We start from the raw sequence: 26,161 nt of genomic DNA, 5'->3' as shown, positions 1-26,161 counted from the left end.
ATAAGTTGCTCCCTACCGAGGGGTATGAGCAGGGGCGACGATGGGACGGCTGAGCATGGCGACAAGGAAAGAACTGACGACGGCGGTTTCAGAGCGCTATCGTGCTTCGACGCGAGCGGAGAAGGCGAGAATTTTGGATGAGTTCGTCGTCATCACGGGCTTTCACCGCAAGCACGCGATGCGGCTGCTACGACGCCGTGAAGGGCCGTTTTCAGGCCGGCGAGCGCGGCCGCGAATTTATGATGAAGCGGAACGCAATGCGCTCATATTGCTCTGGGAGGCGTCTGACCGCGTCTGCGGCAAGCGGCTGAAAGCGTTGCTGCCCGTCCTTATCGAGGCAATGGAACGGCACGGTCATTTTGACCCAGCGCTGGAAATCCGGGGCAAATTGCTGGCGATGAGCGCGGCCACGATCGACAGGACGCTGCGACCGATCCGAGAAGGCCTGGGACGTCCCCGACGACGGCCCGCGGCGCACGCCCTGCGACGGAGCATTCCCATTAGAACGTCGGCGGATTGGGACGATCCTGCGCCAGGCTTCGTTGAGGCGGACCTCGTGGCCCATAGCGGCCCTTCGACTCGCGGCAGCTTCATCCAAACGTTCGTGCTCACCGACATCGCGACCGGCTGGACGGAATGTGCGCCCCTGCTGGTTCGCGAACAGACACTGTTGAGCACGGTGCTCACTGAATTGCGCAAGCAACTGCCCTTCGCGCTTCTGGGCCTAGATACGGACAACGACACCGTTTTCATGAACGAGACGCTGAAGGCCTATTGCGACGCCGCCAACATCGTCTTCACGCGCTGCCGCCCCTACCGCAAGAATGACCAGGCCTTTGTTGAGCAGAAGAATGGCGCCGTGGTGCGTAGGATGGTCGGATATCGTCGGTTCGAGGGGCTGGAGGCCGCCACGCTGCTAGCGAAGCTCTACCGGTCAGCGCGGCTGTTCGTGAACTTCTTTCAGCCATCGTTCAAGTTGATCGCGAAGCAGCGCGACGGCGCACGTATGCGCAAGACGTATAGTCCGCCAGCTACGCCGCATCAGCGTCTGGTTGCCGACGCTCGCACCTCCGATGCAGTCCGCTCCCGTCTGCAGGAAATCTACGCCGGGCTCGATCCTGTCCTGCTATTGCGCGATATCCGCGCCGTGCAGGAGCGACTCGCTGCGCTTGCCGATACTTCGCAGGCCATCCGCCCTGACGGCACAGCTCAACCAATCGACCTTTTCCTGGCGAGTTTGCGGACAGCTTGGAAGGACGGAGCTATCCGGCCGACGGATCGCCCGATTGTGAAGGCCAAAAGAGGGCGGCGGCGTCCTGACCCTCTCGTCAAGGCAACTGCCGACTTGCGAAATTGGTTCGAAGCCGAACCATGGCGAACCGGCAGCGAACTTCTGTCACGACTGCAGGCCGAGTATCCCGGCGATTACCCGAACAAACTGCTTCGAACACTTCAGCGTCGGCTGAAGGTCTGGCGCAGCGAACAGGCGGACGCGCTGCTGTTTGGCCCCTTAAACAACGGGCCACCGATCCCGGAGATCGCAAGGCCAAACTGAGGCTTCCTGGCGCTCGCCAAGGAGGCCCGACGCTCCGAAACCCCGGCCATCTCCGCGCCGGGCCTCCTTCACCCAAGCCGGGAGCAAAATGGATGAGGCAACATTCGAGCCTCAGGGAGCATCGTTACGTGAGGCAATACGGCGTCTCATCCTGATCGTCGCGCTATAGGAGCCAGAGCAGCAAGTGCCGTCGCGGTGATCGGCCCTATGCCGGGAATGGTCATCAATCGCCTGGCTTCTGCATCCTCCTTGGCACGCCGGGCGATCTCGCGGTCGAGCACGGCCACTCTCTCATCCAGCGACCGCAACTGTGCAACGAGCAGAGACAGGATCGGACGGGCAGCTTCGGGGATGGCGGTACCTTTGTCCTCAATCGCCGCGACAAGCTTGGCGGCATGGAAGAGACCCTGTGCAGCCACGAGTCCGAATTCGGCAAGATGGCCCCGTATCGCATTGATGGTCTGGGTCCGCTGACGAACCATAAGATCGCGAACGCGGAACACCATTGCCGCGGCCCTCTTCGCTCTTTGCCGCTACGAACCGCATGGTAGGCCTCTGGGTTGCTTCGCAGATCGCCTCAGCGTCAGCGGCATCGTTCTTCTCTGGTTGCCGCCCTCGATGCAAGAAGCCTTCCAACCTGATGTGCCCGGTGATCGAGTGCGTTCTTCTCTTCTCTGGTTGCCGCCCTCGATGCAAGAAGCCTTCCAACCTGATGTGCCCGGTGATCGAGTGCGTTCTTCTCTCAGGCCTTTCGTTGCGACCTTTCAAGAAGCCGCGGGCCAGTATGGTGATCTGCGGATCGGGTCCAAATCTTCTGCAAGAGCTTTCAAGCTCGCGAACGATGTCTGGTTTTCCTGATCCAGATCTTTTCGATCATTGTGCCCATTCAGGTCATCGACTTCCTACACCTCCTTCACCGGCGCAGTTCGTGTGGTGATGCATCCGTCATGCAGCCACAACTCGCGCCGGATTTCGATAATCCTCTTTCTTTGTCATCATCGCCCAGATCGCCCGCGCCATCTTGTTCGCAAGCGCGATCGCGACCAGCATGAGCGGCTTGCGACGCAGCATCCGTGCCAGCCATGAACCCTCGACGATGGATTTGCGGGCCAGCACTGTCAGGCGTGACATGGCACCGATGATCAACAAAGAACGGATATCAGTTTGGCCAGCCTTCGACACGCGTCCAAGTCGCTCTTTGCCGCCGGAGGTGTATTGACGTGGCACAAGCCCAAGCCAGGCCGCAAAGTCTCGCCCGCGTTTGAAGCTCTCCATCGGCGGAGCAAAGCCGCTGATCGCCAACGCGGTCTGGGGCCCGACACCAGGCATTGTCTGCAGGCGCCGCGCTGTATCGGTCGCCAGGGAAAGGGCTTTGGCCTTTGCCGTTTTGACGTCGATCCGAGCTGTCTTCTCGGCAATCTGCTCAATCAGGTCGCGGCATTCCTCGCGTACCAATTCGGGCAGGTCACTGTTGGGTGCCTCCAGGATGCCCTCGATCCGCTTGATGTGGGCGATCCCTTTCGGAATGATGTGACCATATTCGTACAGCACCGAACGCAGAGCATTCACAAGCTCGGTGCGCTGATGGAGGAGGCGCTCCCGACCTCGGAACAACACAGCGCATGCCTGTTGATCTTCCGACTTCGGCTGTACAAAACGCATCTCCGGACGCTGTGCTGCAACGACGATTGCTTCAGCATCGGCAGCATCGTTTTTCTGCCGTTTGACAAAGGGCCGCACATATTGAGGTGCGATCAGCTTCACCTCGTGGCCAAGCTTGACCATTTCTCGGGCCCAGTAGCTCGCGCTGCCGCATGCTTCCATCACAACCACAGCAGGCGGCTGGCTTGCCATAAACTGCCGGAACCGTGACCGCGTCAGCTTCTTACGGAATCTCAGATGCCCCGTCATTGTCGCGCCGTGAAGCTGGAAAACGTTCTTTGCCAGGTCCACCCCGATCATAGTATCGTTCATTTGCCGTCCTCTCCTTCTCGTGGCGTTGAACACCACGACCTTGGCACATTGCGATGCCGTCTGGGGAGGGCGGCAACCATCCCATCTTCTGCCGCTTCACGAAAGGCTTCACATATCCCGGAGCGATTAGCCGGGCATCGTGCCCAAGCTTCGCAATCTCCCGCGCCCAGTAATGACCGCCGGCGCAGGCCTCCATGGCCACCGTGCAAGCAGGCTGCGCGGCAAGAAACTTGAGCACTTGGTCACGACGCAGTTTCTTGCGGAAGGCCACGGCTCCCGATCCATCCGCGCCGTGCATCTGGAACACGTTCTTCGCCAGATCCAACCCGATTGTGCTAACTTCCAACATGGACGCCTCCGTTCAAGTAATGATCAACGACACCACTTTGGCACAGCGATGCCGTGAGGGGGCGTCCACCCCATCAACCTGGGAAGCCATAAGTCCGCGGCCGTCAGGCAGATGATCAAGGCCGCTGGCGCCAGGCTCTGGTACCTGCCGCCCTACTCACCCGACCTCAATCCGTGTATGGATGGCTCCTGCGGGTCAAGGGGGCGGATCAGGTTTGGTGAACAGGTCGGTTGCGGCCATGTATACGGCGTCTGAATGTGCAACGGGATCGCTGCGCGCCCTGATGAATATCCGCTTGGAGAACAGGTCCCACTCAATCGAGCGCGCTCGAGGCGCTTCGGATTGATCGGGGTGTCCTGGTTCTTCGTCTCCGTTTGTTCGCCATCACCTCACTTTGCCCTGACCATTCCGAGAGCCCGTCAGGAAGCCTGCGGCTCGTAACGCGATCCGTCCCTGAGGACGGCGAAGATTGTTCTTGCCATGCGATGCGCCAGGGCGATGGCGACGACTTTCGTCTTCTTCCGGATCAGCATGCTCGATAGCCAGTCCGACCCCGGCTCGCGCTTGAGTCTACATCTGAGCATGATCTGCGCCATGGCGCCCAGATACAGCAAGCGTCGGATATATCGATTACCCATCTTCGATATTTGGCCGACCTTCTGCTTGCCGCCGGTGGAGTGCGGTTTGGGTGTAAGCCCGAGCCAAGCTGCATAGTCCCTCGCGCAGTCGAAATTGCTGACATCAGGTGTCGTCGCCGCGATGATCGTCGCCGAAAGCATACCGACGCCCGGGATCGTTGCCAGACGCTGGCTTGCCTCATTTTGCTCGTGGGTCTCTTTGATCTCTTCGGTCAGCCGTTCGATCCGCTCATTCGTCTCGGCCAGCTGTTCGAAGAGCAGGGTTATGGGCAGCCGAGCCGCCTGCGGCAGCCGATCCAGTTGTTCACGCAAGCGATCGACATTCTGAGCGCCTTTCGCCGTTATGACACCGAACTCCGTCATGTGGGCTCGGATCGCATTGCCAATCTGCGTGCGCTGGCGAACCAGAAAGTCTCGTGTGCGGTGAAGAACCAGAACCGATGAGCAGGCCTCGCTCTTGATAGAAACAAACCGCATGGAGGGACGTGTCACCGCTTCGCAGATCGCGGCGGCGTCCGCGGCATCCGTCTTCCCGCGCTTCACGTAAGGCTTCACATAAGACGGCGGCATCAGTCGGACATCATGCCCCATCTCCTGAAGCTTGCGCCCCCAGTCGTGTGAACCCGCGCAGGCCTCCATGCCGATCAGGCACCGCGGCCGCTTTTGGAAAAACGCGAGCAACTGGCTTCGGCGAAGTTGGCAGCGCACGAGAACTCGGCCGCTCTCGTCGACACCATGGATCTGGAAAATGGTCTTTGCGAGGTCGATACCGACCGTGGCAAGCTCGGACATGGATGGCTCCTCTGCTAGGGGACGATGACATCCCGACTATGGCGCAATGCGACGCCGGGAGCAGGAGCCATCCACACCATCAATCGAGCAGGCCTTCGCCAAGATCAAACACTGGATGCGCCAGGCGCAGAAACGCACCGTCGAGGACACCTGGCGCCACATCGGCCACCTCGTCGAAACCATCGAGGCAGCCGAATGCAACAACTACTTCGAAAACGCCGGATACGCTTCCGTCAAAATGTGAAAGACTCTAAGGCCAGCATTCCGAGATCAGTTCGCGCCATTGCCTTTGGGTTTCCGACCGCCAGTATTTTTCGCCGCTGAAGAGGTCGGCTTGGACGAGCGAAGCGCTTGAGTCTGGGTTCTCGATTTAATGTGGGTGTTGAAATCCGCCAAATGAGCATCGAATCGAAGCAGGGATTCACGGGCAGCTTGTGCACGCTGTCCAGCAATCAATGCCCCCAGCACTTCCGCCACTGCAAACGCGGGTGTCATTGTGTGAAAGAACGACGGACTTTTTGTTTGGACAAGGACGACGTCGTCGGCGACGCGGGCGAGTGGAGCAACCTCGCTGTCGGTGATGGCGACAATGGGAATGCCGCGATGATGCGCATATTTTGCGAGGTCAACCGTTACGCGTGTGTAAGGGAACACGCTTGTCGCAAACAGCACGTCCTCCCGGGCGGCATGGGCAAACGCATCCGTTCCCGTGCCGGCAACCGCATCGAGCAGTACGGACTTTTCCCCGATCATGGACAAGATGTAATGCAGATGCCACACAATCGAGTGGCTCGACCTCAGGCCGATGCAATAGACGCGTTTGGCAGCCGCAAGGCGCCGCGCGGTTGATACTACCGCGTCAAGCTGGGAGGATTCGGTTAGATGGATGATTTGCGCTGCTTGCGTTTGAAGAATCTCGCGAGCGAAACCTTGGTCGCCCTTGCGTTTCTGGGTGACTACTTGCGCGTCTGCCTTTCGTGCGAAACCCACATCGCCGCTGCGAACCGCGTCAGCGTACATTTGTCGAAGTTCGTCGTAACCTTCGAGGCCAAGATACTTGGCCAGTCTTGTCATAGTGGCTGGCTGCACCCCGGCCAGACGCGCTTGATCCCGCATGGATAGCAGCGCCACGTCATGTGGATGATCGATGATGTAGCGCGCCGCCAATTGGAACTGCTCCGACATGGCGTCGAAGCCGGTAACTAATTGCTCCGAAAGGGGTCCGTCAGCCATTACCCAGACGTAGCGAAAGGTGTTGACCTATGCAACAGGTGTTCCATCGTTCGCCACAGGTCCAATCGGTTTCAACTCGCGGGGAAGTCATCGAGGAGGCCGAACTAGGCGACTACAGGTCTTGCCAGGCTTGACGCAGCTCGGCTGCACCAGCTCTGCGAAGGCCAACTTCTTGGAGAGCTTTCGCTACACCAACGACCAACTCGGCATTTGACTTGGCCAGCTTTCCGTCGGCAAGTCGGCGGTTGTTCTCAAAGCCGACGCGTGTATGCCCGCCGAGCAGAGCCGCCGCGATCACGCAGGCGGTTTCGCGTTCGCCGAAAGCGCAGACGCTCCAATGGGCAAAACGCGGCTTAGCCGCGTCGATGAACGGCAACAGGTCCGCCGGACGCGATTTCTGACCCGGGGTGTAACGGCCGAGCACGAAAAGAACCGGAACATCGTTCCACGGGATAAGGCCTCGGCGGTGATACTCGTTCAGACGGAACGTCTCGTCCGGATCGTAAAGGATGACCTGCGGCAGAATTTCCTCGGCCCGGATCCAAGACAGCAACGATGCGAACCTGGATTCGTGAGCCTGGGTCGGGACCAGTTCGCGTAACGCCAAAGAAACGGCCTGCGGCCGGGTCTCCTTGATGACCGCGATCTGTTGCTCCGGAGTGTAGCGACCAAGCGCTTCGCTCGTGACTTGGACGATCATTTCATCGCCGACGACTTCGCCGATGGCTTGCATGACCTCGCGATATGCCGAGGCATCGAGGAGATGTCCGCCGTCTTGATCCCGCACGTGGACATGGATAAGGCACGCGCCCGCATCGAGACACTCCTGAGCCGTCCGCGCCAGTTCAAACGGCCCGAGCGGTACGGCAGGATGCTCGACTTTACTCAGCCTGCCGCCGTTGGGAGCGACGCAAATCGCTGTCGGCTGTTCGACATCACTCATTTCACACCGCCTCCTGGCTGCTTTTTCCCGGGCTGCACGAGGAGTGAACGCGCAGTCGCGCCCCGCCAAGGCATGGTACAATTACAAATGATCCATGCAGAACGTCATTGCAAGCGTATGAAACATCCGTCGCACGTGACATTCAGTCCACTAGGTATGCCGTTCGCCCACGCCTCAGAGGGGCAGGAACATGGTTAGCACTCGGGCGGTGAGGCCGCGTTCGTCTCCTCCGCTCGGATGAGTGATCCGAGCGGTGCACTGGAAAGAATGTGAAACATATGTTGCGTAAGGGATCGAGTCTGCTTAGTGTCGGCGAACGGATACAGGGGTTTAGCAAATCTCCCGACTGATCGTGCAATTGGGCAAGCCCATCAAACAACAGCGCAAGCATGAGACTTTCATGAGCAAGATTTTGCATCGCTCGATTCACACCGACCTGCCGGTCGCTGTTGGCGGTCGTGGGATCGAGTTGTTCGATGCCGATGGCACGGCTTATATCGACGCGTCTGGGGGCGCCGCCGTTTCGTGCCTGGGTCATAACCATCCGGACGTGCTGGCGGCATTGCACGCTCAGCTCGACAAACTCGCCTACGCCCATACGGGCTTCTTTACCACCGAAATCGCCGAACGGTTGGCGGATAGCCTCATTGCGGATTCGCCGGATGGTATCGACTATGTCTATTTGGTCAGCGGGGGCTCGGAAGCGATGGAGGCAGCGCTGAAAATGGCGCGCCAGTACTTTGTTGAGAAAGGAGAGAGTCAGCGCAGGCACATTATCGCACGCCGTCAAAGCTACCACGGGAATACACTGGGCGCGCTGGCAGCCGGCGGCAATGAGTGGCGCCGGGCTCAGTTCAGGCCACTGCTCATCGAAACTCACCACATAGCGCCATGCTATGCATATCGCGGTCGGTTAGTTGGCGAGAGCGAGTATCATTACGGAGAGCGCGTCGCCAACGAGCTGGAGGCGAAAATCCTCGAGCTCGGACCAGATGAAGTGATCGCATTCGTTGCGGAAACGGTCGTTGGCGCGACGGCAGGCGCGGTGCCAGCTGTCGATGGCTATTTCAAGAGGATCCGCGCGATCTGTGACCGCTACGGCATTCTCCTGATCCTTGACGAGGTGATGTGCGGCATGGGGCGCACCGGAACGCTCCACGCATACGAACAGGAAGGCATAGTGCCGGACCTGATCGCGATCGCGAAAGGGTTGGGCGGCGGGTATCAGCCGGTCGGCGCAGTACTTTTGAGTCGCCGTATCTACGACGCCTTCGCTACAGGGTCGGGCTCCTTCCAGCATGGCCATACGTATATGGCGCACCCGATGGCCGCGGCGGCCGCTCTCGCAGTGCAGGACGTCGTCCGAGAGCATGGCCTCCTCGACAACGTTGTCCGCATGGGGGAACTCCTCAACCGTCGGCTCCAAGAGCGCTTCCATAACCATCATTCTGTCGGTGACATCCGCGGGCGCGGCCTCTTCCGGGGAATAGAAATCGTTGCCGATCGCGGGGACAAGTCGCCGTTCGATCCGGCGCGGAAAGTCAATGTCGCCATTAAACGAGAAGCCATGGCACGCGGGCTGATGGTGTACCCGATGGGGGGCACGATCGATGGCGTGCAAGGTGACCACATCCTGCTCGCGCCGCCGTTCATCGTCAGCGCCGGCCAGATCGACACCATTGTGGAGCGTCTGGGCGATGCCGTGGACGCCGCGGTCGCAGCGTAGCGTTGCCTGATCAAGAGAGAGTCTCTCGCCAAGTGCCTTGAGGATCAAACTGAAATAACCGAGGGCTGTCTTCCCGCCGAATGTGAAGCCGGCGACATGCAACTGAAAAACCTGCGTAGCAGGGCGTTTAGAGAAGGCTGAAACGCGAAATCTATTGAAACTCGAATTTGCTCGCCGGGATGGCCATGTGTCATCACCACGGGTCTGAGATCATCCGCAGTTTGCGATGAGTCGAAGGAGGCACATCTATGGCCTTTCAAAGCGGCCCTATCCTTGGAATTCTTGAGCTTGATGAAGGTCTGTTGCCCGATAGCCCATGCCGTATTCCGCGGAAGGGATCCCTTACGGATCCGGCGACCTTTGGCCGACTTATCATCACGCATACGGTAGAAGGCGCATTGGCGGAAACCGTTATTCGCGGTGACTTGCCACTCGAAGCTGCTTGTGTGACAGCTGCTCGGCGCTTGGTCGAACGAGGCGCCGCGATGATTTCTGCTGACTGTGGTTTTTTCATCCGACATCAGGCGGCGGTCTCCGCGGCAGTCAATGTGCCGGTGGCGATGTCAAGCCTGCTGCTTATTCCAACATTGCTTCAACAGCTAGCGCCTGCTCAGAAGCCAGCGGTAATAACCGCTGATTCAAGACACTGCAGTGAAGACTTGTTTGGGATCGAGAGTCCGGCAGAACGTGCGAGAGTGGTCGTCGGCGGGATCGAAGAGGGCGAATACGTACGCAATGCGCTGGCACGTCCATTCGTCCGAACCAGTGTTAATCAAATCGAGCAGGAGGTCGCCGCATGTGTTGCGCAACTTCGCATTGAGTCTCCGGAGATCGCAATACTACTCTTCGAATGCACCGGGTTCCCATGCGTGACAGATGTCCTTCGCCATAAGACAGGGTTACCCATCTACGACATTACGGACCTTTGCCGGCTCACCCTTGCGGCCATCGCCAAGCCCGCGTTGCCCTGAATAATGTCGGGGAGTCTACCCGCTACCCTGATTCCACAGCTCGACTTGGGCGGGGCGTTATCCCGACAATAAGGCCATCGTGCGGCCAGATATCTACAATCTGAAAACTGCATTTTACACCAGCTGCTGTTGCGGGTGAGGCTTGCCAAGCCTGAACATGATTGGCTTCCGTGCATTCGGAAGTCCCGAGAAACCGGTCAGAGGAGGTGAATATGCGGTTAAGCAGAAATGAAATGAGGGGTAAGGCTCAGACGGTACTGGGTCTGGTTGACCCGGCAATGCTAGGCCAGGCGCTGATGCACGAGCATCTCTTCTGGGACTTCATACAGCCGGGTCGACAGGATGCGCCGACCACCGGCGGTCCGGACCCGCGCGACTACTGGAAACTATTGATGGGTGGCGCCGCCGATCCGCGCGACATTAGGCAGCAGGATCGCGGGGTGGCTGCTCGCGAGGCCGCGCTCATGGTAGAGGCAGGTGGCGGGACAATCGTCGAGCTAACGATCGGCGGTATCGGCCCTGATCCCGAGGGTCTGATGGAGGTGTCGCGAGGGAGTGGCGCGCATATTGTGATGGGCTGCGGTCACTACGTCGAGGACTGCCAGGACGCGGGTAATCACAATCGAACTGTCGAGAGCTTCGCCCAGGAGATGATTGATCAGGTTCAACTGGGCGCCTGGGGAACCGACGCACGGGCCGGCATCATTGGTGAGATAGGCTGCCAGTGGCCGTGGACAGATCTCGAGAAGCGTGTGCTGGCGGCTGCCGTCATCGCCCAGCAGGAAACGGGAGCGGCCCTGACTATCCACCCGGCACGACATGAGGACCACCCGTGGATGCTAATCGAGTTTCTAAAAGAGCACGGGGCCGATCTTTCACGCACGATCATCGACCATATCGACAGGACAATTTTCGACGACGATCGCCTGTTCCGCCTAGCGGACTCCGGCGTCGTGCTGGAATGGGACCTGTTCGGCCTGGAGAACACCTATTACTCGCTTGCGGACATTGACATGCCGAATGATGGCATGCGCATCCGGACGATCAGGCGCCTGATTGATCGCGGCCATCTCGGGCAGATCGTGATTAGTCACGACATCTGCAACGCCATACGGTTGGCTGAGTTCGGAGGGCATGGCTACACCCATATTCAGCAGAAGGTTCTCCCCCACATGAGAAAGCGCGGCTACTCGGGGGATGAGATTAACGCAATCATGATCGATAATCCGCACCGACTGCTGACCTTCGTATGAAGAGGCTCCAGTTACCAGAATTCTTCGGTCGCTCCAATCTGAGTGCCAGCCGACCTTCCGCGATCAGCCGGGCGCGTACCGCTTGAGCCGCGAACGCCGAGATAAAATCGAGGTTTAGCGCAGCTACCGCTGCGTCAAAAGCGAGACCGCGTAAGAGTCGCTGCTGCCTTCATGAGCTCGTTGCGCCAACGCATTATCAGGTCATTAGGGTTGTAGCGGCGTCAGTAGGCGGCGGTGAACTAGATTGTTTGCGTCCGCGATTCTCTTTAGGCGTGAGCCTCGTTCACAGCGACGATTATCGGAATGGATCTCGCACAAGCCCTCCGTTCGTTGTTGAGCGCCGATGAGGTCGTGTGTTCCCGGAGGCGGTTCCAGTGCCAAGAGCCGTGCCGCGCTGACCAGCGCTGCGCGGCAAAACTCGGGCCGCCGAGGCAATGCTGTCGTCGCGGCTGTTGGGCATCCTGCAAGCCTGGTCCGGCCGCGCGCTATCTCTTCCGCATCCTGACAATGACCATTTTCGTTATCGCACCGTGCTGCAGGCGGCTGCTCGGAACGAACACTAGGGTTGGGTTTGCGCTAGGCGCGGAAGTCCAGCGCCTCGCTTGGGATGATCCATCTGCAACATTTTATGGATATTGAAAACATCCGTTGCAAAGCTGACCCCCACAGGCTAGGCTCTGAAATGCCGCCGGCTAGGGAATGCGTCTGTGCTGGCTGCTCGAGAAAACAGTCAAAGACAGGGGAACAGCCATGAACAGATTTATGACGATGGTTGCCGCCGCGGCATCGCTAACGGTCGGAATCGCGGCTACGACGAGCGCAGCCAATGCCGGCGCCGTACTCGATAAGGTGCTGGAGTCGGGGACCCTAACGGTCGCAGCTGGGCCTGACTGGGGAACGATGTCGTCTCTGAATAACGAAACTCGACAACTCGAAGGCTACGACATCGATGTTGCGAAGGGCATCGCCGACTATTTGGGCGTGAAGATCGAGTTCGTGACCCCCAGCTGGGATATCATCACATCAGGCAATTGGCAGGGTCGTTGGGATATCGCCATGGGCCAGATGACGCCAACTGCGGTGCGAGCTGAGAAGTTCGACTTCCCTGCCGTTTACTTCTATGCGCAGGTGGTTGCTGTTGTACATAAGGATAGCAAGGCAGTCAAACCTGCCGATCTGAACGGCAAGAGGGTTGGGGTTACCGCGGGCTCCGTGCAAGAGGAGTATGCAAAGCATACGTTTAAACCCAATTGGGTTGGCGCGAAGCCGATAGAGTTTCAGGTCAAACCAGGCGAAATCAAAACATACGCGACTACGAATGTGGCTTTCGACGACCTCCGGCTAGGCGATGGGGTTCGACTGGATGCAGTCCTGACTGACGGACCTGTGATGGATGATGCAATAAAGGCTGGCTATCCAATAAAGCCTCTTGGCGAGCCGCTATTCGCCTCCCCGGGAGCCCTTCCAGTGCTTCATGGAGACAAGGAATTCAGCAGCAAGATCGCCGAGGCTATCCAGAAAATGAAAGAAGACGGCACGCTCTCGAAGCTGTCGCTGAAGTGGTACGGGGTGGACTACAGCACGGAGAAGTAACGATTGTTACGTTTTAGCGACCGGGGCTGCCCCCGATCGCTTCTTTCTTTAAGAGGTCCACTCATGCTCTATTCGGACACAGTTGAATCCGAGGTTCTCGTTCATAAGCCGTGGTTTGTCGCCTCGATCTTCGCAGTAGTGCTCGCTTTGTTTTTGGCGTTCAATCTTGCGGGCACGATCATGGGTGAGCTCATGCGACCCGTCATTGGCGACCCGCTGGAGAGCGGCTTCTACGGGCGCTTCGCGATCGCGTTTGTGATTGCGGTCGTGTTTTGCCTCAATCTCGTGATGATCGGCTTTGCGCCGTTGAAGATGCAAATCGGCATCGTATGGTTTGAGCTGCTAGTACTTTTTCTCGTCTTCGTTGACACGTTTAACCTAAGTCTACCGTTCATTTGGAACAACCTGCCCTTCCTGCTCACGCAAGGCGTGGTGACGACGCTTTACGTTTCGGCGGTCTCGATCGTGTTGGCGTCGCTGATCGGAATCGTTGCCGCGGTCGCGAAACTGTCGAGCAACGGCTTCGCCTATGCCATCGCCAGCTTTTACACGTCGTTCTTCCGCGGCCTGCCGCTTCTGATGCAGATCTACCTGATCTATCTCGGTCTGCCCCAGCTGGGCATTGTTATGGATGCCGTGCCATCGGGTATATTGGCGCTTTCGCTGTGCATCGGGGCATATATGACAGAGATCTTCCGCGCCGGCATCCAAAGCATCGATCGCGGCCAATGGGAGGCATCCCGGTCATTGGGGTTCGGCTTTGGGCTTACCATGCGCAGGATTATCCTTCCACAGGCGCTTCCCGTTATCATTCCCCCAATGGGAAACTCGTTTATCTCGATGCTGAAGGACAGCTCGCTCGTCTCGGTGCTCGGGGTGTGGGAACTGACGTTTCTCGCTCGCACGCTTGGCCAGACCACCTTCAATCACATGGAGATGCTGATTGCAGTAGCTATTATTTACTGGATTCTGTCCATCTGCCTTGAGCTGATCCAATCCAGGATCGAACGCTACTACGCGAGGAGCAAGGTACGATGACCGTCAGCAGCATGGTTCAATTGAAGGGCGGTCCAAACAGGCACTCCAATGCGCCTGCCGATGTGGCGCGTCCTGAGCCAAGTTCGGATAAGACGTCGTCGAGCCAAGGGCGGGGGCCGGTGAGCGACACAGTTATCGAAGCCAAGAAGGTCTCGAAGTGGTACGGTGCCTTCAGAGCATTGACTGACATCAACCTCACTGTTCGCAAAGGCGAGCGCGTCGTTATCTGCGGCCCCTCCGGCTCGGGAAAGTCGACGCTGATCCGCTGCTTCAACCGGCTTGAGGCGCACCAGGAGGGCGAGATCACCGTTAACGGGATCAGGTTGCATAGCAAAATGCGCGACGTGGCTGAAGTTCGCAAGAACGTCGGCATGGTGTTCCAGCACTTCAACCTCTTCCCGCACATGACGGTGCTGATGAACTGCATGGCAGCCCCGATGTGGATTAAGGGTGCGCCCGAGGCCGAGGCAAGGAAGCTCGCGCTTAAGTTCCTCGAGCGCGTTCGCATACCCGAGCAGGCGAACAAATTCCCTGGTCAACTCTCCGGAGGACAGCAGCAGCGCGTCGCGATTGCCCGTTCCCTCTGCATGGAGCCTGCGGTCATGCTCTTCGACGAGCCGACCTCGTCGCTCGATCCGGAGATGGTTGCTGAAGTGCTCGAGACAATGACCAGCCTCGCGCGCGACGGCATGACCATGGTCTGCGTCACCCACGAGATGGGCTTCGCGCGCTCCGTTGCGGACCGAGTGATCTTCATGGATGCAGGCCTCATCGTTGAAGAAGGCAAGCCGCACGACTTTTTCACCAATCCGCAACACGAAAGAACGAAGCTCTTCCTAAGCCAAATCTTGAAGCACTGAGGTGATGTTGAACGATAGGCGAGTGTCAAGTAGTGTCCATCAGACGTAAGTTAATAGTGAAATTTATTGAGGTGGCGTAGTGCTTGAGGAGACAACTATATGACCGCAGAAGTGCTTCGATTTGAATTATCAGAATACAAGACCCGCCTAGAAAAAGCTCGCGGTGCAATGGAGAAGGCGGGGCTCGATCTGTTGGTCGTTACGGACCCTGCCAATATGGCATGGCTTACGGGTTATGACGGCAACGCCTTCTATGTGCCCCAATGCTTAGCTGTATCCAAGGATAAAGACCCACTCTGGTTCGGCCGTGGTATGGACGCCAACGGATGTCGCCGGACCACGTACCTAGGTGAAGATCGGATAAGATCGTACGAAGACCATTACGTCCAGGCCGACGCATTGCATCCTATGACCGTTCTTGGTCAGATAATCGATGAAGAGGGGCATGGCTCATCGACTATCGGTGTGGAGAAGGACAACTACTATTTCTCTGCCTTGTCGTTTGAAGTTCTTTCCGCGGCGCTGCCTAACGCAACATTCAAAAACGCTGACCGACTTATCAACTGGCAACGTATCATAAAATCAGAACGAGAAATTGAGTACATGCGCGGTGCTGGCAAGATCATCGAAGCCATGTACCAACGGATTTCCGAAGTGCTGCGCCCCGGCGCAAAGCAGTCGGATGTGGTTGCGGAGTTAACCCATGCAGGTACCCGCGGTGTGGGAGAGTACTGGGGAGACTATCCGGCGGCCGTGCCTAATATCGGGGCTGGCGCCGACGCGGCAGCTCCCCACCTGACGTGGAGCGACCGACCAATCCGACCCGACGAGAGCATTTTCTTCGAGCTGGCGGGTGTGCACAAGCGCTACCACTGCCCCCTTGCGAGGACCTATTATCTCGGCAAGCCGACCCATCAGATCCTCGACGCTGAAAAGGCGGTTCTCGATGGGATGCAAGCTGGTCTCGAGAAGGCATTGGCTGGCAACCGATGCGAAGACATCGCCAATGCTTACGTTAGTCAACTGGCCCGCCACGGCTTGGTCAAAACGGGCCGTTCCGGCTATTCGATAGGTCTCGGCTATCCGCCCGCATGGGGCGAGAATACCGCCAGCTTCCGAAACGGTGATAAGACGGAGCTCCGCCCGGGTATGACTTTCCACTTCATGACCGGCCTTTGGTACGGAGATTGGGGCATCGAAATTACCGAAAGTATCCTGATCACTGGAGGCCAGGTCGAATTCCTCTCAAATGTTCCACGCAAGTTATTCGTAATTGACTGAGACTGTCGAGGAGAAGCGTGGACAATAAACAAGCCCCAAATCGGAGGCGAGCCACAATCTTCCGATGAGCTCGAGTTGAGAGGTGACAGCCGGCACCACCCAACATGCTCAACATCAAATGTAAAGGATGACAACCGATGACTGATTTTCCTCGTGCCCAAGGAAAGCGCTGGCCGTCTTGGGTTAGGCCCCGATTGGCGTTCCACGGGGCACCCGTGGGCATTTTGATGCTTGATCGGATGCCGGGACCCGGCCTCCGTCCGTACATCCCCGGAGACGCCGGCAATGCCACCACGTGGAGCGTTCCCGTGCGCTATAAAACCGTACCGGGGCTCAACAATACCGCCATTTTCGGGGCGGATGGCGAGGAAAAAACATCCGCTGTGATTGCGGCGGCGCAAGATCTCGTACGCGAGGGTGCGCGAGTGATTACTGCTGGATGCGGCTATTTCATCCGGTACCAGGAAGCGGTGCGCGCTGCGGTTGATGTGCCGGTGTTCTTGTCTAGCCTTGTCCTTGCTCCGTTCCTTGAACAAGTGCTTCCCCAGGGCAAGGCACTTGGCGTAGTCGTGGCAAGTAAGGCTGCACTGAGCCAAGATATGTTGAAAGCGGCTGGGGTGCGACCGGAAATCAGTGACAGGGTGGTTGTCTTTGGACTCGATGACGCTCCCGTGTTTGCCGGCTTCTTCCTGGAGCCGTATGGTGACCTAGACGTGGAGGCAGTCCAAGCTGATGTGGTCAATGCGATCCTGACTCTGCAGAAGGATCGGCCGGATATCGGCATGCTCTTGCTTGAGTGTGGCGGGCTGGGACCATACGCGGCCGCGGTTCAAGAGGCGACCGACCTACCAGTGTTTGATTATACCTCCATGGTTGAATTCTTCGTCGGTGGCCTAACACGCAAACCATTCACAGGGCTCCTCTGATAACGGGGTGCTCTTGGGGCCGCAGAAAGGCTGCGGCCCTTATCGCACTAGGTTGATGCGGCCCATGGCCGGATCAAGTACCGACGGGTTCGAGTTGCGAAGATCGCTTGCCACCGTGCCCGTCGATTTGGACGCACCTGCGGCTCTTGCGGTCTGGTGATGCTTGGCTCCGCAGGGGGCATGAGGGTTTCATCGCCTCAATTACCGTCGTCCCGTCGCTGCCGCGAAACGCAAGCGAGGCGCATGAAGAGGTAGCCGAGGTTGATAGCCATTATGGATCAAGGTGATGTAGTATTTGACGTGATCTTCTCAACTTGCCGAAAAGCTTGGCGTGCATTCGTTTGGCGGAGTAGCACCCGTCGCGTAGGAAGGCGGCCGCAAGAGCATCACGTGACGTTCGAATCGACACAAAGAATGAGTGCTCGCCTTAGCGGGAGGGGCGTCGTTCCGGACAGCGCCAGGAGAAGACCATGCATGTAGATGCAATCGTTCAAGACCTACTCGGTCGCCAGAGCGAAATCGTGGATAGACTTTGCGCCTTCTTGCGTCTGCCAAGCGTGAGCACAGACCCAGCTTTCATAGGAGGGATGCGGGACGCGCAAGCGTTTCTAGGGAACTGGCTCGAGCGCATGGGCTTGAGCGATGTCCAACTCCTCGATGGCGGCGGTCACCCTGCCGTTTACGGAGCTTGGAACGGGGCACCCGGAAAACCTACTTTGCTCATCTATGGACACTATGATGTTCAGCCTCCGGACCCGGCAGAAGCTTGGGTAACTCCACCTTTTGAACCAACCATCCGCGACGGACGGCTCTACGCACGCGGGGCGTCTGACGTAAAAGGCTCGACCGCAATCGCACTCGAAACAATCGCGGCATTTCTGAAACTCAGAGGTGCCTGCCCCGTGAATGTGAAAGTCTTTTTGGAGGGGGAGGAAGAAACCAACAGTCCTAGTCTGCGCCCGATTGTGCAGCGGTACGGCCACTTGCTGCAGGCTGATGGGATGATATCCGCTGATGGCGCGCGAGCGCATCCCAAAATCCCGACGATAAATGTCGGCTCGCGCGGAATTGTTGAGTTTGAGATTTCAATCCGAACCGCCGACAAGGACCTTCATTCTGGTCGTTACGGTGGCGCGGTCCGGAACGCCGCACATGAGATGGCGAAGATCATCGCTTCGTTACATGACGACGATGGCGCGATTGCAATCCCGGGATTGCTTGCGGCTCTCCCTTCCATCTCTGTGAATGCCCGAGCTGAGACTGCCAGATTTCCCTTCGACGGGGCCGCTTTCGTCAAGGATGTTGGGGCGCGGGCTCACGGGGAACATGGCTTCTCGATACGTGAGCAGCTAACGCTTCGACCGGCCTTGGACGTAAACGGTATGTGGGGAGGCTACACGGGATTCGGCAGCAAAACAGTGATCCCAAGTGCTGCCCACGCAAAGCTATCGTTGAGGATTGTGCCAGGACAGGACCCTAACCAGGCCTCAGACACGCTGAAGGCTCATCTGCGCACCGTTTGCCCCCCGGACGTCGAGCTCTCGATCGACGACCCGGAAACTGGGAGCCGAGCTTTTAACCTACCTACCGGGCATCCACTTGTGCTTGCGGCAAAAAAAGTTTTGTCTGAGGCGACCGGTCAAGAGCCGGTGCTTGTCCGGCTGGGCGCGTCCATCCCCATCACCGTCATATTCCAGGAACTGCTGGGAATCCAAACGCTGATGTTCGGATTTGCCCTTCCGGATGAGGATATTCACTCTCCCAACGAATTCTTCCGGCTGACCTCGTTGGCGGAAGGCCTTTCTGCGTGGCCAAGGTTGTTAGAGCAAGTCGGCGAGCACAGTGCTGATGAGTTTCGATTGATGGCCCTGGAGGCCGAGAAGGCGCTACTTTAAGCCTGAGCGAGTGTTTAGAGCTTCGGATCACGACCCATTGCTAGAGGGTTCTATTTTCGGAAATCTTTATCAGGATGAAGACTTGTCGTCCGGTGGCTCATTTCGAATTCGTCGAGTGGAGCAACCTGCTCACTGAACTCGTGGAAGGAGCGAGGCGCACATTTCCTCAGCGGGATTGGCATCGCAACGCAAAGACGCGCCAATCGTCCTTCGCAACATCACTCGCGAATCGAGCTCGCCGACAGGGAGTGTTTTCCAACGGGCGATTGTAAACGCTCGCATCTTACTCAGTACGTTGCCATGCCGAGCGTCATATAATGGTTGAGAAGTTCAACCGAACGAAAGCCGTCGCGCGGGGCTGTCCCACGTCTTTGGTGAAAGGGCAGATCTGACTGAGAACGCCGCACGAAATACCGCGCCGTGTACACGCCTGAAGAACACACGTCGCGCAACAACTCCGTCGCTTTCGGCGACTTCTCAGTCTCTCACGCGGCGCCGACCTCTGTCATCTGAAAACGCGATGGTACTGTTCGTGACTTTATGTTGGTGAGTCCCAAGCCAAGTGGCGCATAGTTGACAGGTAGTTGGTTCGAACTGGTCGCCTGTTGACGCAAGGTGAAGTGCATGCAGATCAAAGATATCCTTCTCGCCCATGGCAATGGCGCATTTTTCTATGACGGCCAAGCTGCTATTCGGGCCGGCGGGACTGAGACCGAATGATCTGTGTTGGTGAAATCATAACGCCTGGGGTCACGGTCATCTGCGTCTGGTTAAAGGACTGGGGCATCGCGATCTCCGAATGTGTCATCACCAAGCGGGGTGCGGGGAAACCTTCTGCAACTTCCACCTACGTCTTCGTTAGATAGCGGGATCGGCATGCGCGGCTACTCGGCTTTTTCGATCCTTCGCAATGGACTCACCGGCAACAGGCACTGGCGGCGCGCCTGGCGGGCGCCCGATCCCAAATCGGTCTATGATGTTGTTGTAGTGGGCGGCGGCGGGCACGGCCTGGCGACCGCTTTCTATCTGGCCGAGAACCACGGCGTCCGCAAGGTGGCCGTGCTGGAGAAGGGCTATATCGGTGGTGGCAACGTCGGCCGAAACACCACAATCGTGCGGTCGAACTATCGGCTTGACGGCAATACCCAGTTCTACGAATTTTCGATGAAGCTGTGGGAGGGCCTGTCACGGGCGCTCAATTTCAACGTGATGTTCTCGCAGCGCGGCTTTTTGCTGACCGCCAATTCACCCGGCGAATTCGACACTTTCGGCTATCGCGCCAACGTCATGCGGCTAAACGGGATCGACGCCGAATTGCTTGATCGCGAGGAGGTGCGCCGGCTGGTGCCTTATCTTAACTTTTCGGAGAAGGCGCTGTTCCCGGTTCACGGCGCCATACTTCAGGGTCGAGCGGGCACGGCGCGCCATGACGCGGTGGCCTGGGGCTACGCGCGCGCCGCCGACGCCCACGGCATCGACATCATCCAAGGCTGCGAAGTGACGGATTTCGTGCGTCACGGCGACCGCATCGTCGGCGTCGAGACGACCAAGGGCCGAATCGGCGCCGCGAAAGTGGGGCTTGCGGTGGCGGGGCACACCTCGGTGCTCGCCCGGAAGGCTGGCCTCGAACTGCCGATCGAAAGCCACGTCTTGCAAGCTTTCGTGACCGAACCGATCAAGCCACTGGTCCACCACGTTGTCGCCTATGGTGCCGACCACTTTTATGTCAGCCAGTCGGATAAGGGCGGACTGGTCTTTGGTGGTGGTCTGGACGGCTATAATTCGTATGCGCAGCGCGGCAATCTTGGCGTCGTTCGCGAGGTCGCCGAGGCTTCGATCGCGATGATGCCCTGCATCTCGCGGCTGCGCATCCTTCGGCACTGGGGCGGCGTGATGGACATGACGCCCGACGCGAGCCCGATTATCTGCCGGACGCCTATCGACGGGCTCTACCTCAACGGCGGCTGGTGCTACGGCGGCTTCAAGGCCATTCCCGCTTCGGGCTGGTGCTTTGCGCATATGCTCGCCAAGGGCGAAGCCCATCCGCTCGCCGCCGCCTATAGGCTCGATCGCTTCTGCACCGGCCGCACGATCGATGAGGCAGGCGCCGGCCCATTCGCCTGGCTGCAATAATCGAGAGACGGAAAGATCATGCTGCGCATCGAATGTCCCTGCTGCGGGCCGCGCGACCACGACGAGTTCCGCTATGGCGGAGACGCCTCGGTGAATCGGCCAGCGTATGACGATCCGGATTTCGAAGCGTGGTACCGTTACGTCTTCGTGCGCGAGAACCCGGCTGGGCTGCACCGCGAATATTGGCAGCACGTGATAGGCTGCCGGCAATGGCTGGTCGTCGAGCGCGACACGCGGAGCCATGCCATCGCCTCGATCCGCTTCGCTCGGGAGACGCGCGCATGAGGCGACTTCCTATAGGTGGGCGGATCGACCGCTCGCAGCCAATCGAATTCACCTTCGACGGCAGGGCGATGACCGGCTTTCGCGGCGACACGCTCGCCTCGGCGCTGCTGGCGAACGGTGTCCGCCTCGTCGGCCGCAGCTTCAAGTATCACCGGCCGCGCGGTATCTATTCAGCCGGGCCAGAGGAGCCGAATGCGCTCGTGACGTTGGGGACGGGCGGCCGCCGCGAGCCGAACATAACGGCGACGACGGTGGAACTCGCTGAAGGGCTGGTGGCCGAAAGCCAGAACCGCTGGCCGTCGCTCAAGTTCGACGCCCAAGGCATAAACGGCCTGTTTGCGCCCTTTCTGTCGGCAGGGTTCTACTACAAAACCTTCATGGGTCCGACCCGGCGGGCGTGGATGTTTTATGAACACTTCATCCGCAAGGCGGCGGGGCTCGGCCGTGCGGGAGAGGAGGCCGATCCTGACCGCTACGACGTCCGCCATCTTTTCGCAGACGTCGCTGTAGTCGGCAGCGGCCCGGCGGGGCTCTCCGCCGCGCTTGCGGCGGGCGGGGCCGGTGCCAGAGTGGTCCTGATTGAACAAGATTTTGCACCCGGCGGCACGCTTTTGTGGGATCCCGCGGACACTGAGTCCGCGGACTGGGTTTCCGGAATGCTCGCTCGGCTCGCCGAAATGCCGAATGTCTCCTTGATGACCCGTACGACGGCATTTGGCGCTTATGACGGCAATGTGCTCGGGCTCGTGGAGCGGCACGGCTCCGGAACCGCTGATCCGAAAGAGGGGCAAGCGCGCCAGACGCTACTGCTTTTGCGAGCGAAATCGATCGTTTATGCGTCTGGGGCGCTTGAGCGGCCGCTTACTTTCGCCAACAATGACCGGCCCGGCATCATGCTGGCCTCCGCGGCGCGGATTTATCTGAACCGCTTTGCCGTGCTGGCGGGGACGCGGGTGGTGGTTGCGACCGACAACGACAGCGCCTACAGAGCAGCCTTCGATCTAGCGGCAGCCGGGGCGGGCGTGACGATAGCTGACAGCCGCGCCGAACCGATACATGAACTCCTCGAACAGGCGCGCCGCCGGGGCATCGCCGTCCACACAAAATCGCGGATTGCCAATGCTTTGGGGGGGCGTGCCGTACGCGCTGTCACGCTTTCCGAACCGAGCGGTCCCGCCACGATCAGATGCGACCTAGTTGCGGTTTCCGGCGGCTGGTCGCCGACCGTGCATCTGACCTCCCATCTAGGGGTAAAGCCGGTCTATCGCGAAGACATTCGGACTTTTGTGCCCGGAAAGCTCGGAGCGGGGCTGTTCGTGGCCGGTGCTGTGACGGGAAGCTTCACTAGAGGGGGCGCAATCGAGGAGGGGCATCGTGCAGGGGCCGAGGCATCTGCGTTCTGCGGCTTAGCGAAATCAGTCCAGCAGCCAGTCGGGCTCGAACTGACTGAGTTCGATGCGGGACCTCATGATAACTCCCTCTCCGCCTCACTTCGCTTGGCACCTGTCCCACACTTTGTGAGGGCAGACGGCGGGAGCCATACCATCTGCCCCGAGCATTATCGCCCCCTTCGATCGGAGGAAAGGTGGTTTGCGAAGCGAACCCGAGAGGGGGACGAAAAAGCGGCGAAATTTGCCGAAGGCAAGGCCTTCGTCGACCTACAGATGGATGTGACCACTGAAGACATAGCTCTCGCTCACCGCGAAGGTTACGAGTCAGTCGAGCACCTGAAGCGCTACACGACGCTCGGCATGGGCACCGACCAGGGCAAGACAAGTAATTTGTATGCCCTTTCGGCCATGGCCGGTCTGCGCGGCATGGCCGTTCCGGAAGTTGGCACCACAACGTTCCGGCCGCCCTATACACCGGTCGCCATTGGCGCGCTGGCCGGGCGCAGCATTGCCCATCATTACAAGCCGATCCGGCGCACGCCGATGCATGACTGGCATATCGCCAACGGCGCGCAGATGCTGGAGGGCGGGCTCTGGATGCGGCCCTGGTTCTATCGTGCTTCCGGCCGCGACGTGAACGAGGCCTACGTCGCGGAGATGCGGCTGGTGCGCGAGGCGGCCGGGCTGATGGACATCTCCACGCTCGGCAAGATCGATGTACAGGGACCGGACGCGGCTGAATTCCTCGACCGAATCTATGTTAACGGCTTTGCCAAGCTGCCGGTCGGCCGCGCACGCTACGGCATCATGTTGCGCGACGATGGCATCGCCTTCGACGATGGCACCACGAGTCGACTCGGTGAGCGGCACTTCTTCATGACGACATCGACGGCGAAGGCCGCGGACGTGATGTCCCGGCTCGAATTCCTGCTCGACACCGCCTGGCCCGACCTGCGCGTTTCGGTGACTTCGGTCACCGACGAATGGGCGGCCATGTCGGTCGCCGGTCCGAACAGCCGCGATATCCTCGCCGCCGCGTTTCCCGATTTAGACGTCTCAAATGAGGCGCTGCCACATATGCGGCTGCTTGAAGGGAAATATCGCGACAGGCGCCTGCGCATTGTCCGCCTTAGCTTTTCCGGCGAGCGGGCTTACGAGATTTATGTCGGCGCGAGCTTGGGCGCGGAGGTGTGGTGCCGGCTTATGGAGGCCGGCGCGCCTTTCGGCCTGAAACCTTACGGTGTGGAGGCCTTGGGCTCCCTGCGCGTCGAGAAGGGCCATGTCGCGGGGCCGGAGATCGACGGCAGGACGACGCTCGACGACCTCGGGCTCAGCCGCATGGCGGGCAAGCGCAGGGGCTATGTGGGCGAGGTGCTTGGCCGCCGCGAAGCTTTCAGCGACCCGGCGCGCCCGCGGCTGGTTGGGCTGCGCTGCCTCGAGCCTGGGAAGCGGTTGCACGGCGGCGCGATCCTGTTCAGGCCTAACGAACCGATGCAGGGCCACGGTCTCGGACGCATAACGTCGGTGACCTATAGCCCCACGCTCGACCTCTGGGTGGGGCTCGGACTACTTGCGCGGGAAGCAGCGGTGGAGGGTGCCGAGATCGTCGCCGCTTATCCGATCACGGGCCAGACGGTGCGGGCCCGGGTAGTAGTCTCACCCATGTTCCTCGACCCGAAGGGAGAACGGCTCCATGGCTGATGGTTTGACCATGGCGGGGTTCGAAATGGCGATGGATGACTGCGCGATCCTCCAGTTCGAGGGCTGGGATGGGGCGATGGCGCAATTCGAGGCGGAACTGCATCGAATGCTGGGCGTACCGCTGCCGAACGAAGTTGGTGAGACCGTTCGTCATGACAACTGGGTCGTGATCCGCGTTGCGCCACGCCGGTTCTGGCTGCTTTGCGACGGGCCACCACCCGTTATCGATGTCGATCCGGAACTCGGCTGTGCGCTCCCGCTCGGCGAGGGCAGGGTACGGCTGCGGCTTTCCGGCGGGGGCCTCAAACATGTGCTGGAGCGGTGCGTCGCGGTGGATTGGGAGACACTGGGCGAGGGACAGGCGCTCCAGACCGGCCTCCATCGCGTGCCGGTCCTGCTGCTGCGCAGGAGCGCATCCGAATGCGACCTTCTCGTCCCGCGCAGCTTCAGCAAGAGCTTGACGGAGTGGATTGACGACGCTTCCGCGGCCGGTACCTGACTACCGCATCGAAGCGGTCCAAGTGGGCTGCCACCTAGACTAGTTTCCATCCGTAAACAGCAAACATTTGATTTTGTTGCATGAATCGTAGCTTGCGCGGGCAAAGCCCGGCGGTTTCAGGTAAACTTTGGTCTCATGCCACTGATTCCAACGGCCTGCTACCGCCGGAGCCGACAATGCGCCAAGAACGCACCGTCCAAGCCAGTGTATTCGATCTTTTCGCCACGCACGAGATCGGCCATGAGTTGAAGGCGATGTCGCGGTGGCTGGATGAGCATCGCGACCTGCTTGGTCTGGTGGTGCGAGATCTGGGTCGACGTGGCGTCAAGGCCACCGGACGGCAAGGGCTGCCGGCCGAAGCGGTATTGCGCTGCGCGCTCCTCAAGCAATACCGCCAACTGAGCTATCAGGAGCTGGCCTTCCATCTGGAGGACTCCGCATCGTTTCGGGCTTTTGCGCGGCTGCCGTGGTCATGAAGCCCGCAGAAGTCGGTGCTGCAAAAGACAATCAGCGCGATCCGGCCTGGGACCTGGGAAGAGATCAATCGGGCACTGCTGTCGAGCGCCCAGCAGACGCAACTCGAAGATGGGAGTGTCGTGCGGCTGGACAGCGCTGTCACCGCAGCACCGATCCATGAGCCAAGCGACAGCAGCCTGCTGTGGGACGCGGTGCGGATCATGGTGCGCCTGCTCAAGCAAGCCGATGCCTTGGTCGGCGATGCCAGCTTGGCATGGCGCGATCATCGCCGCGCGGCCAAGAAGCGCGTTCGCAAGATCCAGTTCACGCGTGGTCGACCGAACCGCTCTACCGTGAGCTGATCGCGATCGCCTGCGGGACCTTGGCATATTTGAAGCAAACGACCGAGCGATTGGCCGTGGCGAGCGATCCGCTCATCGAACTATGGCGGGCCCAGGTCCGTCACTATCGGCCGCTGATCGAACGCATCATCACACAAAGCCAGCGGCGGGTGCTGGCCGGCGACCCGGTGCCGGCCAGCGAGAAGCTGGTCAGATGGGATATTCGGCTTGGGCCCCATCCTTCAGCACTGATGCCATGAAGGTGCTGCGCTTCGAGCTGATGGTAAACGTGGTCTGCGTGGGGCAGCCACAAGCATCAGAGGAGGAA

The 26,161-nt window shown here is 59.3% G+C and carries 18 protein-coding genes and 5 pseudogenes; 17 read left to right on the top strand and 6 right to left on the bottom strand.

What is annotated here, in order from left to right; all coding sequences use genetic code 11:
• The first annotated feature begins 40 nt into the window (after positions 1–40).
• Positions 41–1,555 (top strand): ISNCY family transposase, encoded by a 1,515-nt coding sequence (locus tag JN302_RS33530; protein ID WP_202330469.1) that lies wholly within the window; start codon positions 41–43, stop codon positions 1,553–1,555.
• Between the two features lie 161 nt (positions 1,556–1,716).
• Here the strand turns inward: JN302_RS33530 and JN302_RS33525 are convergent.
• The 3 genes and pseudogenes from JN302_RS33525 to JN302_RS33515 all read right to left on the bottom strand — a co-directional run.
• Positions 1,717–2,158 (bottom strand): annotated as a pseudogene (locus JN302_RS33525) (IS110 family transposase); the annotation flags it as partial.
• 342 nt (positions 2,159–2,500) lie between these two features.
• Complete coding sequence (locus JN302_RS33520) at positions 2,501–3,529, bottom strand: IS110 family transposase (protein WP_202330397.1); 1,029 nt, start codon at positions 3,527–3,529, stop codon at positions 2,501–2,503.
• Between the two features lie 85 nt (positions 3,530–3,614).
• A pseudogene (locus JN302_RS33515) lies at positions 3,615–3,878 on the bottom strand (IS110 family transposase); the annotation flags it as partial.
• Positions 3,879–3,953: 75 nt separating this feature from the next.
• Between JN302_RS33515 and JN302_RS33510 the strand changes: the two are divergent.
• A pseudogene (locus JN302_RS33510) lies at positions 3,954–4,052 on the top strand (transposase); the annotation flags it as partial.
• A 245-nt stretch (positions 4,053–4,297) separates the two neighbouring features.
• Here JN302_RS33510 and JN302_RS33505 read toward each other — a convergent pair.
• Entirely contained in the window at positions 4,298–5,308 is a 1,011-nt protein-coding gene (locus tag JN302_RS33505) for an IS110 family transposase (RefSeq protein ID WP_202330492.1), read from the bottom strand.
• A gap of 67 nt (positions 5,309–5,375) precedes the next feature.
• Here JN302_RS33505 and JN302_RS33500 point away from each other — a divergent pair.
• Positions 5,376–5,552: pseudogene (locus JN302_RS33500) on the top strand (IS630 family transposase); the annotation flags it as partial.
• A gap of 26 nt (positions 5,553–5,578) precedes the next feature.
• On the opposite strand, the gene JN302_RS33495 reads toward JN302_RS33500, so the two are convergent.
• Both JN302_RS33495 and JN302_RS33490 read right to left on the bottom strand, forming a co-directional pair.
• Positions 5,579–6,541 (bottom strand): MurR/RpiR family transcriptional regulator, encoded by a 963-nt coding sequence (locus JN302_RS33495; RefSeq protein WP_202330491.1) that lies wholly within the window; start codon positions 6,539–6,541, stop codon positions 5,579–5,581.
• 112 nt (positions 6,542–6,653) lie between these two features.
• A complete protein-coding gene (locus tag JN302_RS33490) occupies positions 6,654–7,484 on the bottom strand; it encodes a 3-keto-5-aminohexanoate cleavage protein (RefSeq protein WP_202330490.1) in 831 nt (276 codons plus the stop codon).
• Positions 7,485–7,884: 400 nt separating this feature from the next.
• Here JN302_RS33490 and JN302_RS33485 point away from each other — a divergent pair, with 400 nt between their 5' ends.
• From JN302_RS33485 to JN302_RS33415, 14 genes and pseudogenes are all read left to right on the top strand, one after another.
• Positions 7,885–9,210 carry an aspartate aminotransferase family protein gene (locus tag JN302_RS33485; protein WP_202330489.1) on the top strand — a complete coding sequence of 442 codons (1,326 nt, stop codon included), beginning with the start codon at positions 7,885–7,887 and terminating at the stop codon, positions 9,208–9,210.
• Positions 9,211–9,458: 248 nt separating this feature from the next.
• Positions 9,459–10,181, top strand: coding sequence for a hypothetical protein (locus JN302_RS33480; protein WP_202330488.1), 723 nt, complete (start codon positions 9,459–9,461; stop codon positions 10,179–10,181).
• Between the two features lie 233 nt (positions 10,182–10,414).
• A complete protein-coding gene (locus tag JN302_RS33475; protein ID WP_202330487.1) occupies positions 10,415–11,434 on the top strand; it encodes a phosphotriesterase family protein in 1,020 nt (339 codons plus the stop codon).
• Between the two features lie 750 nt (positions 11,435–12,184).
• A complete protein-coding gene (locus tag JN302_RS33470; protein WP_202330486.1) occupies positions 12,185–13,027 on the top strand; it encodes a transporter substrate-binding domain-containing protein in 843 nt (280 codons plus the stop codon).
• A gap of 63 nt (positions 13,028–13,090) precedes the next feature.
• A complete protein-coding gene (locus tag JN302_RS33465; protein WP_202330485.1) occupies positions 13,091–14,065 on the top strand; it encodes an amino acid ABC transporter permease in 975 nt (324 codons plus the stop codon).
• A gap of 119 nt (positions 14,066–14,184) precedes the next feature.
• Positions 14,185–14,925 carry an amino acid ABC transporter ATP-binding protein gene (locus JN302_RS33460; protein WP_202334535.1) on the top strand — a complete coding sequence of 247 codons (741 nt, stop codon included), beginning with the start codon at positions 14,185–14,187 and terminating at the stop codon, positions 14,923–14,925.
• Between the two features lie 99 nt (positions 14,926–15,024).
• Positions 15,025–16,206, top strand: a complete 1,182-nt coding sequence (locus tag JN302_RS33455) for a M24 family metallopeptidase (protein WP_202330484.1) — start codon at positions 15,025–15,027, stop codon at positions 16,204–16,206.
• A gap of 137 nt (positions 16,207–16,343) precedes the next feature.
• On the top strand, positions 16,344–17,132 hold the full coding sequence (locus JN302_RS33450) for a hypothetical protein (RefSeq protein ID WP_202330483.1): 789 nt from the start codon (positions 16,344–16,346) through the stop codon (positions 17,130–17,132).
• Between the two features lie 470 nt (positions 17,133–17,602).
• A complete protein-coding gene (locus JN302_RS33445) occupies positions 17,603–19,027 on the top strand; it encodes a M20/M25/M40 family metallo-hydrolase (RefSeq protein ID WP_202330482.1) in 1,425 nt (474 codons plus the stop codon).
• An 876-nt stretch (positions 19,028–19,903) separates the two neighbouring features.
• A complete protein-coding gene (locus JN302_RS33435; protein ID WP_202330480.1) occupies positions 19,904–21,160 on the top strand; it encodes a sarcosine oxidase subunit beta family protein in 1,257 nt (418 codons plus the stop codon).
• An 18-nt stretch (positions 21,161–21,178) separates the two neighbouring features.
• Positions 21,179–21,445 (top strand): sarcosine oxidase subunit delta, encoded by a 267-nt coding sequence (locus JN302_RS33430; RefSeq protein ID WP_202330479.1) that lies wholly within the window; start codon positions 21,179–21,181, stop codon positions 21,443–21,445.
• The gene (locus JN302_RS33425; protein WP_446720693.1) at positions 21,370–24,537 is read left to right on the top strand and encodes a 2Fe-2S iron-sulfur cluster-binding protein; all 3,168 of its coding nucleotides are present in this window, start codon (positions 21,370–21,372) and stop codon (positions 24,535–24,537) included. The genes JN302_RS33430 and JN302_RS33425 overlap by 76 nt, the downstream gene beginning before the upstream one ends.
• Positions 24,530–25,036, top strand: a complete 507-nt coding sequence (locus tag JN302_RS33420; RefSeq protein ID WP_202330477.1) for a sarcosine oxidase subunit gamma — start codon at positions 24,530–24,532, stop codon at positions 25,034–25,036. Before JN302_RS33425 ends, JN302_RS33420 begins: the two co-directional genes overlap by 8 nt.
• A 176-nt stretch (positions 25,037–25,212) precedes the next feature.
• Positions 25,213–26,045, top strand: a pseudogene (locus tag JN302_RS33415) (transposase); the annotation flags it as partial.
• Positions 26,046–26,161 lie beyond the last annotated feature (116 nt).

This window comes from Mesorhizobium sp. L-8-3 (assembly GCF_016756615.1).
Taxonomy (GTDB): Bacteria; Pseudomonadota; Alphaproteobacteria; order Rhizobiales; family Rhizobiaceae.
This window is presented reverse-complemented; position numbering and strand designations above follow the sequence as displayed.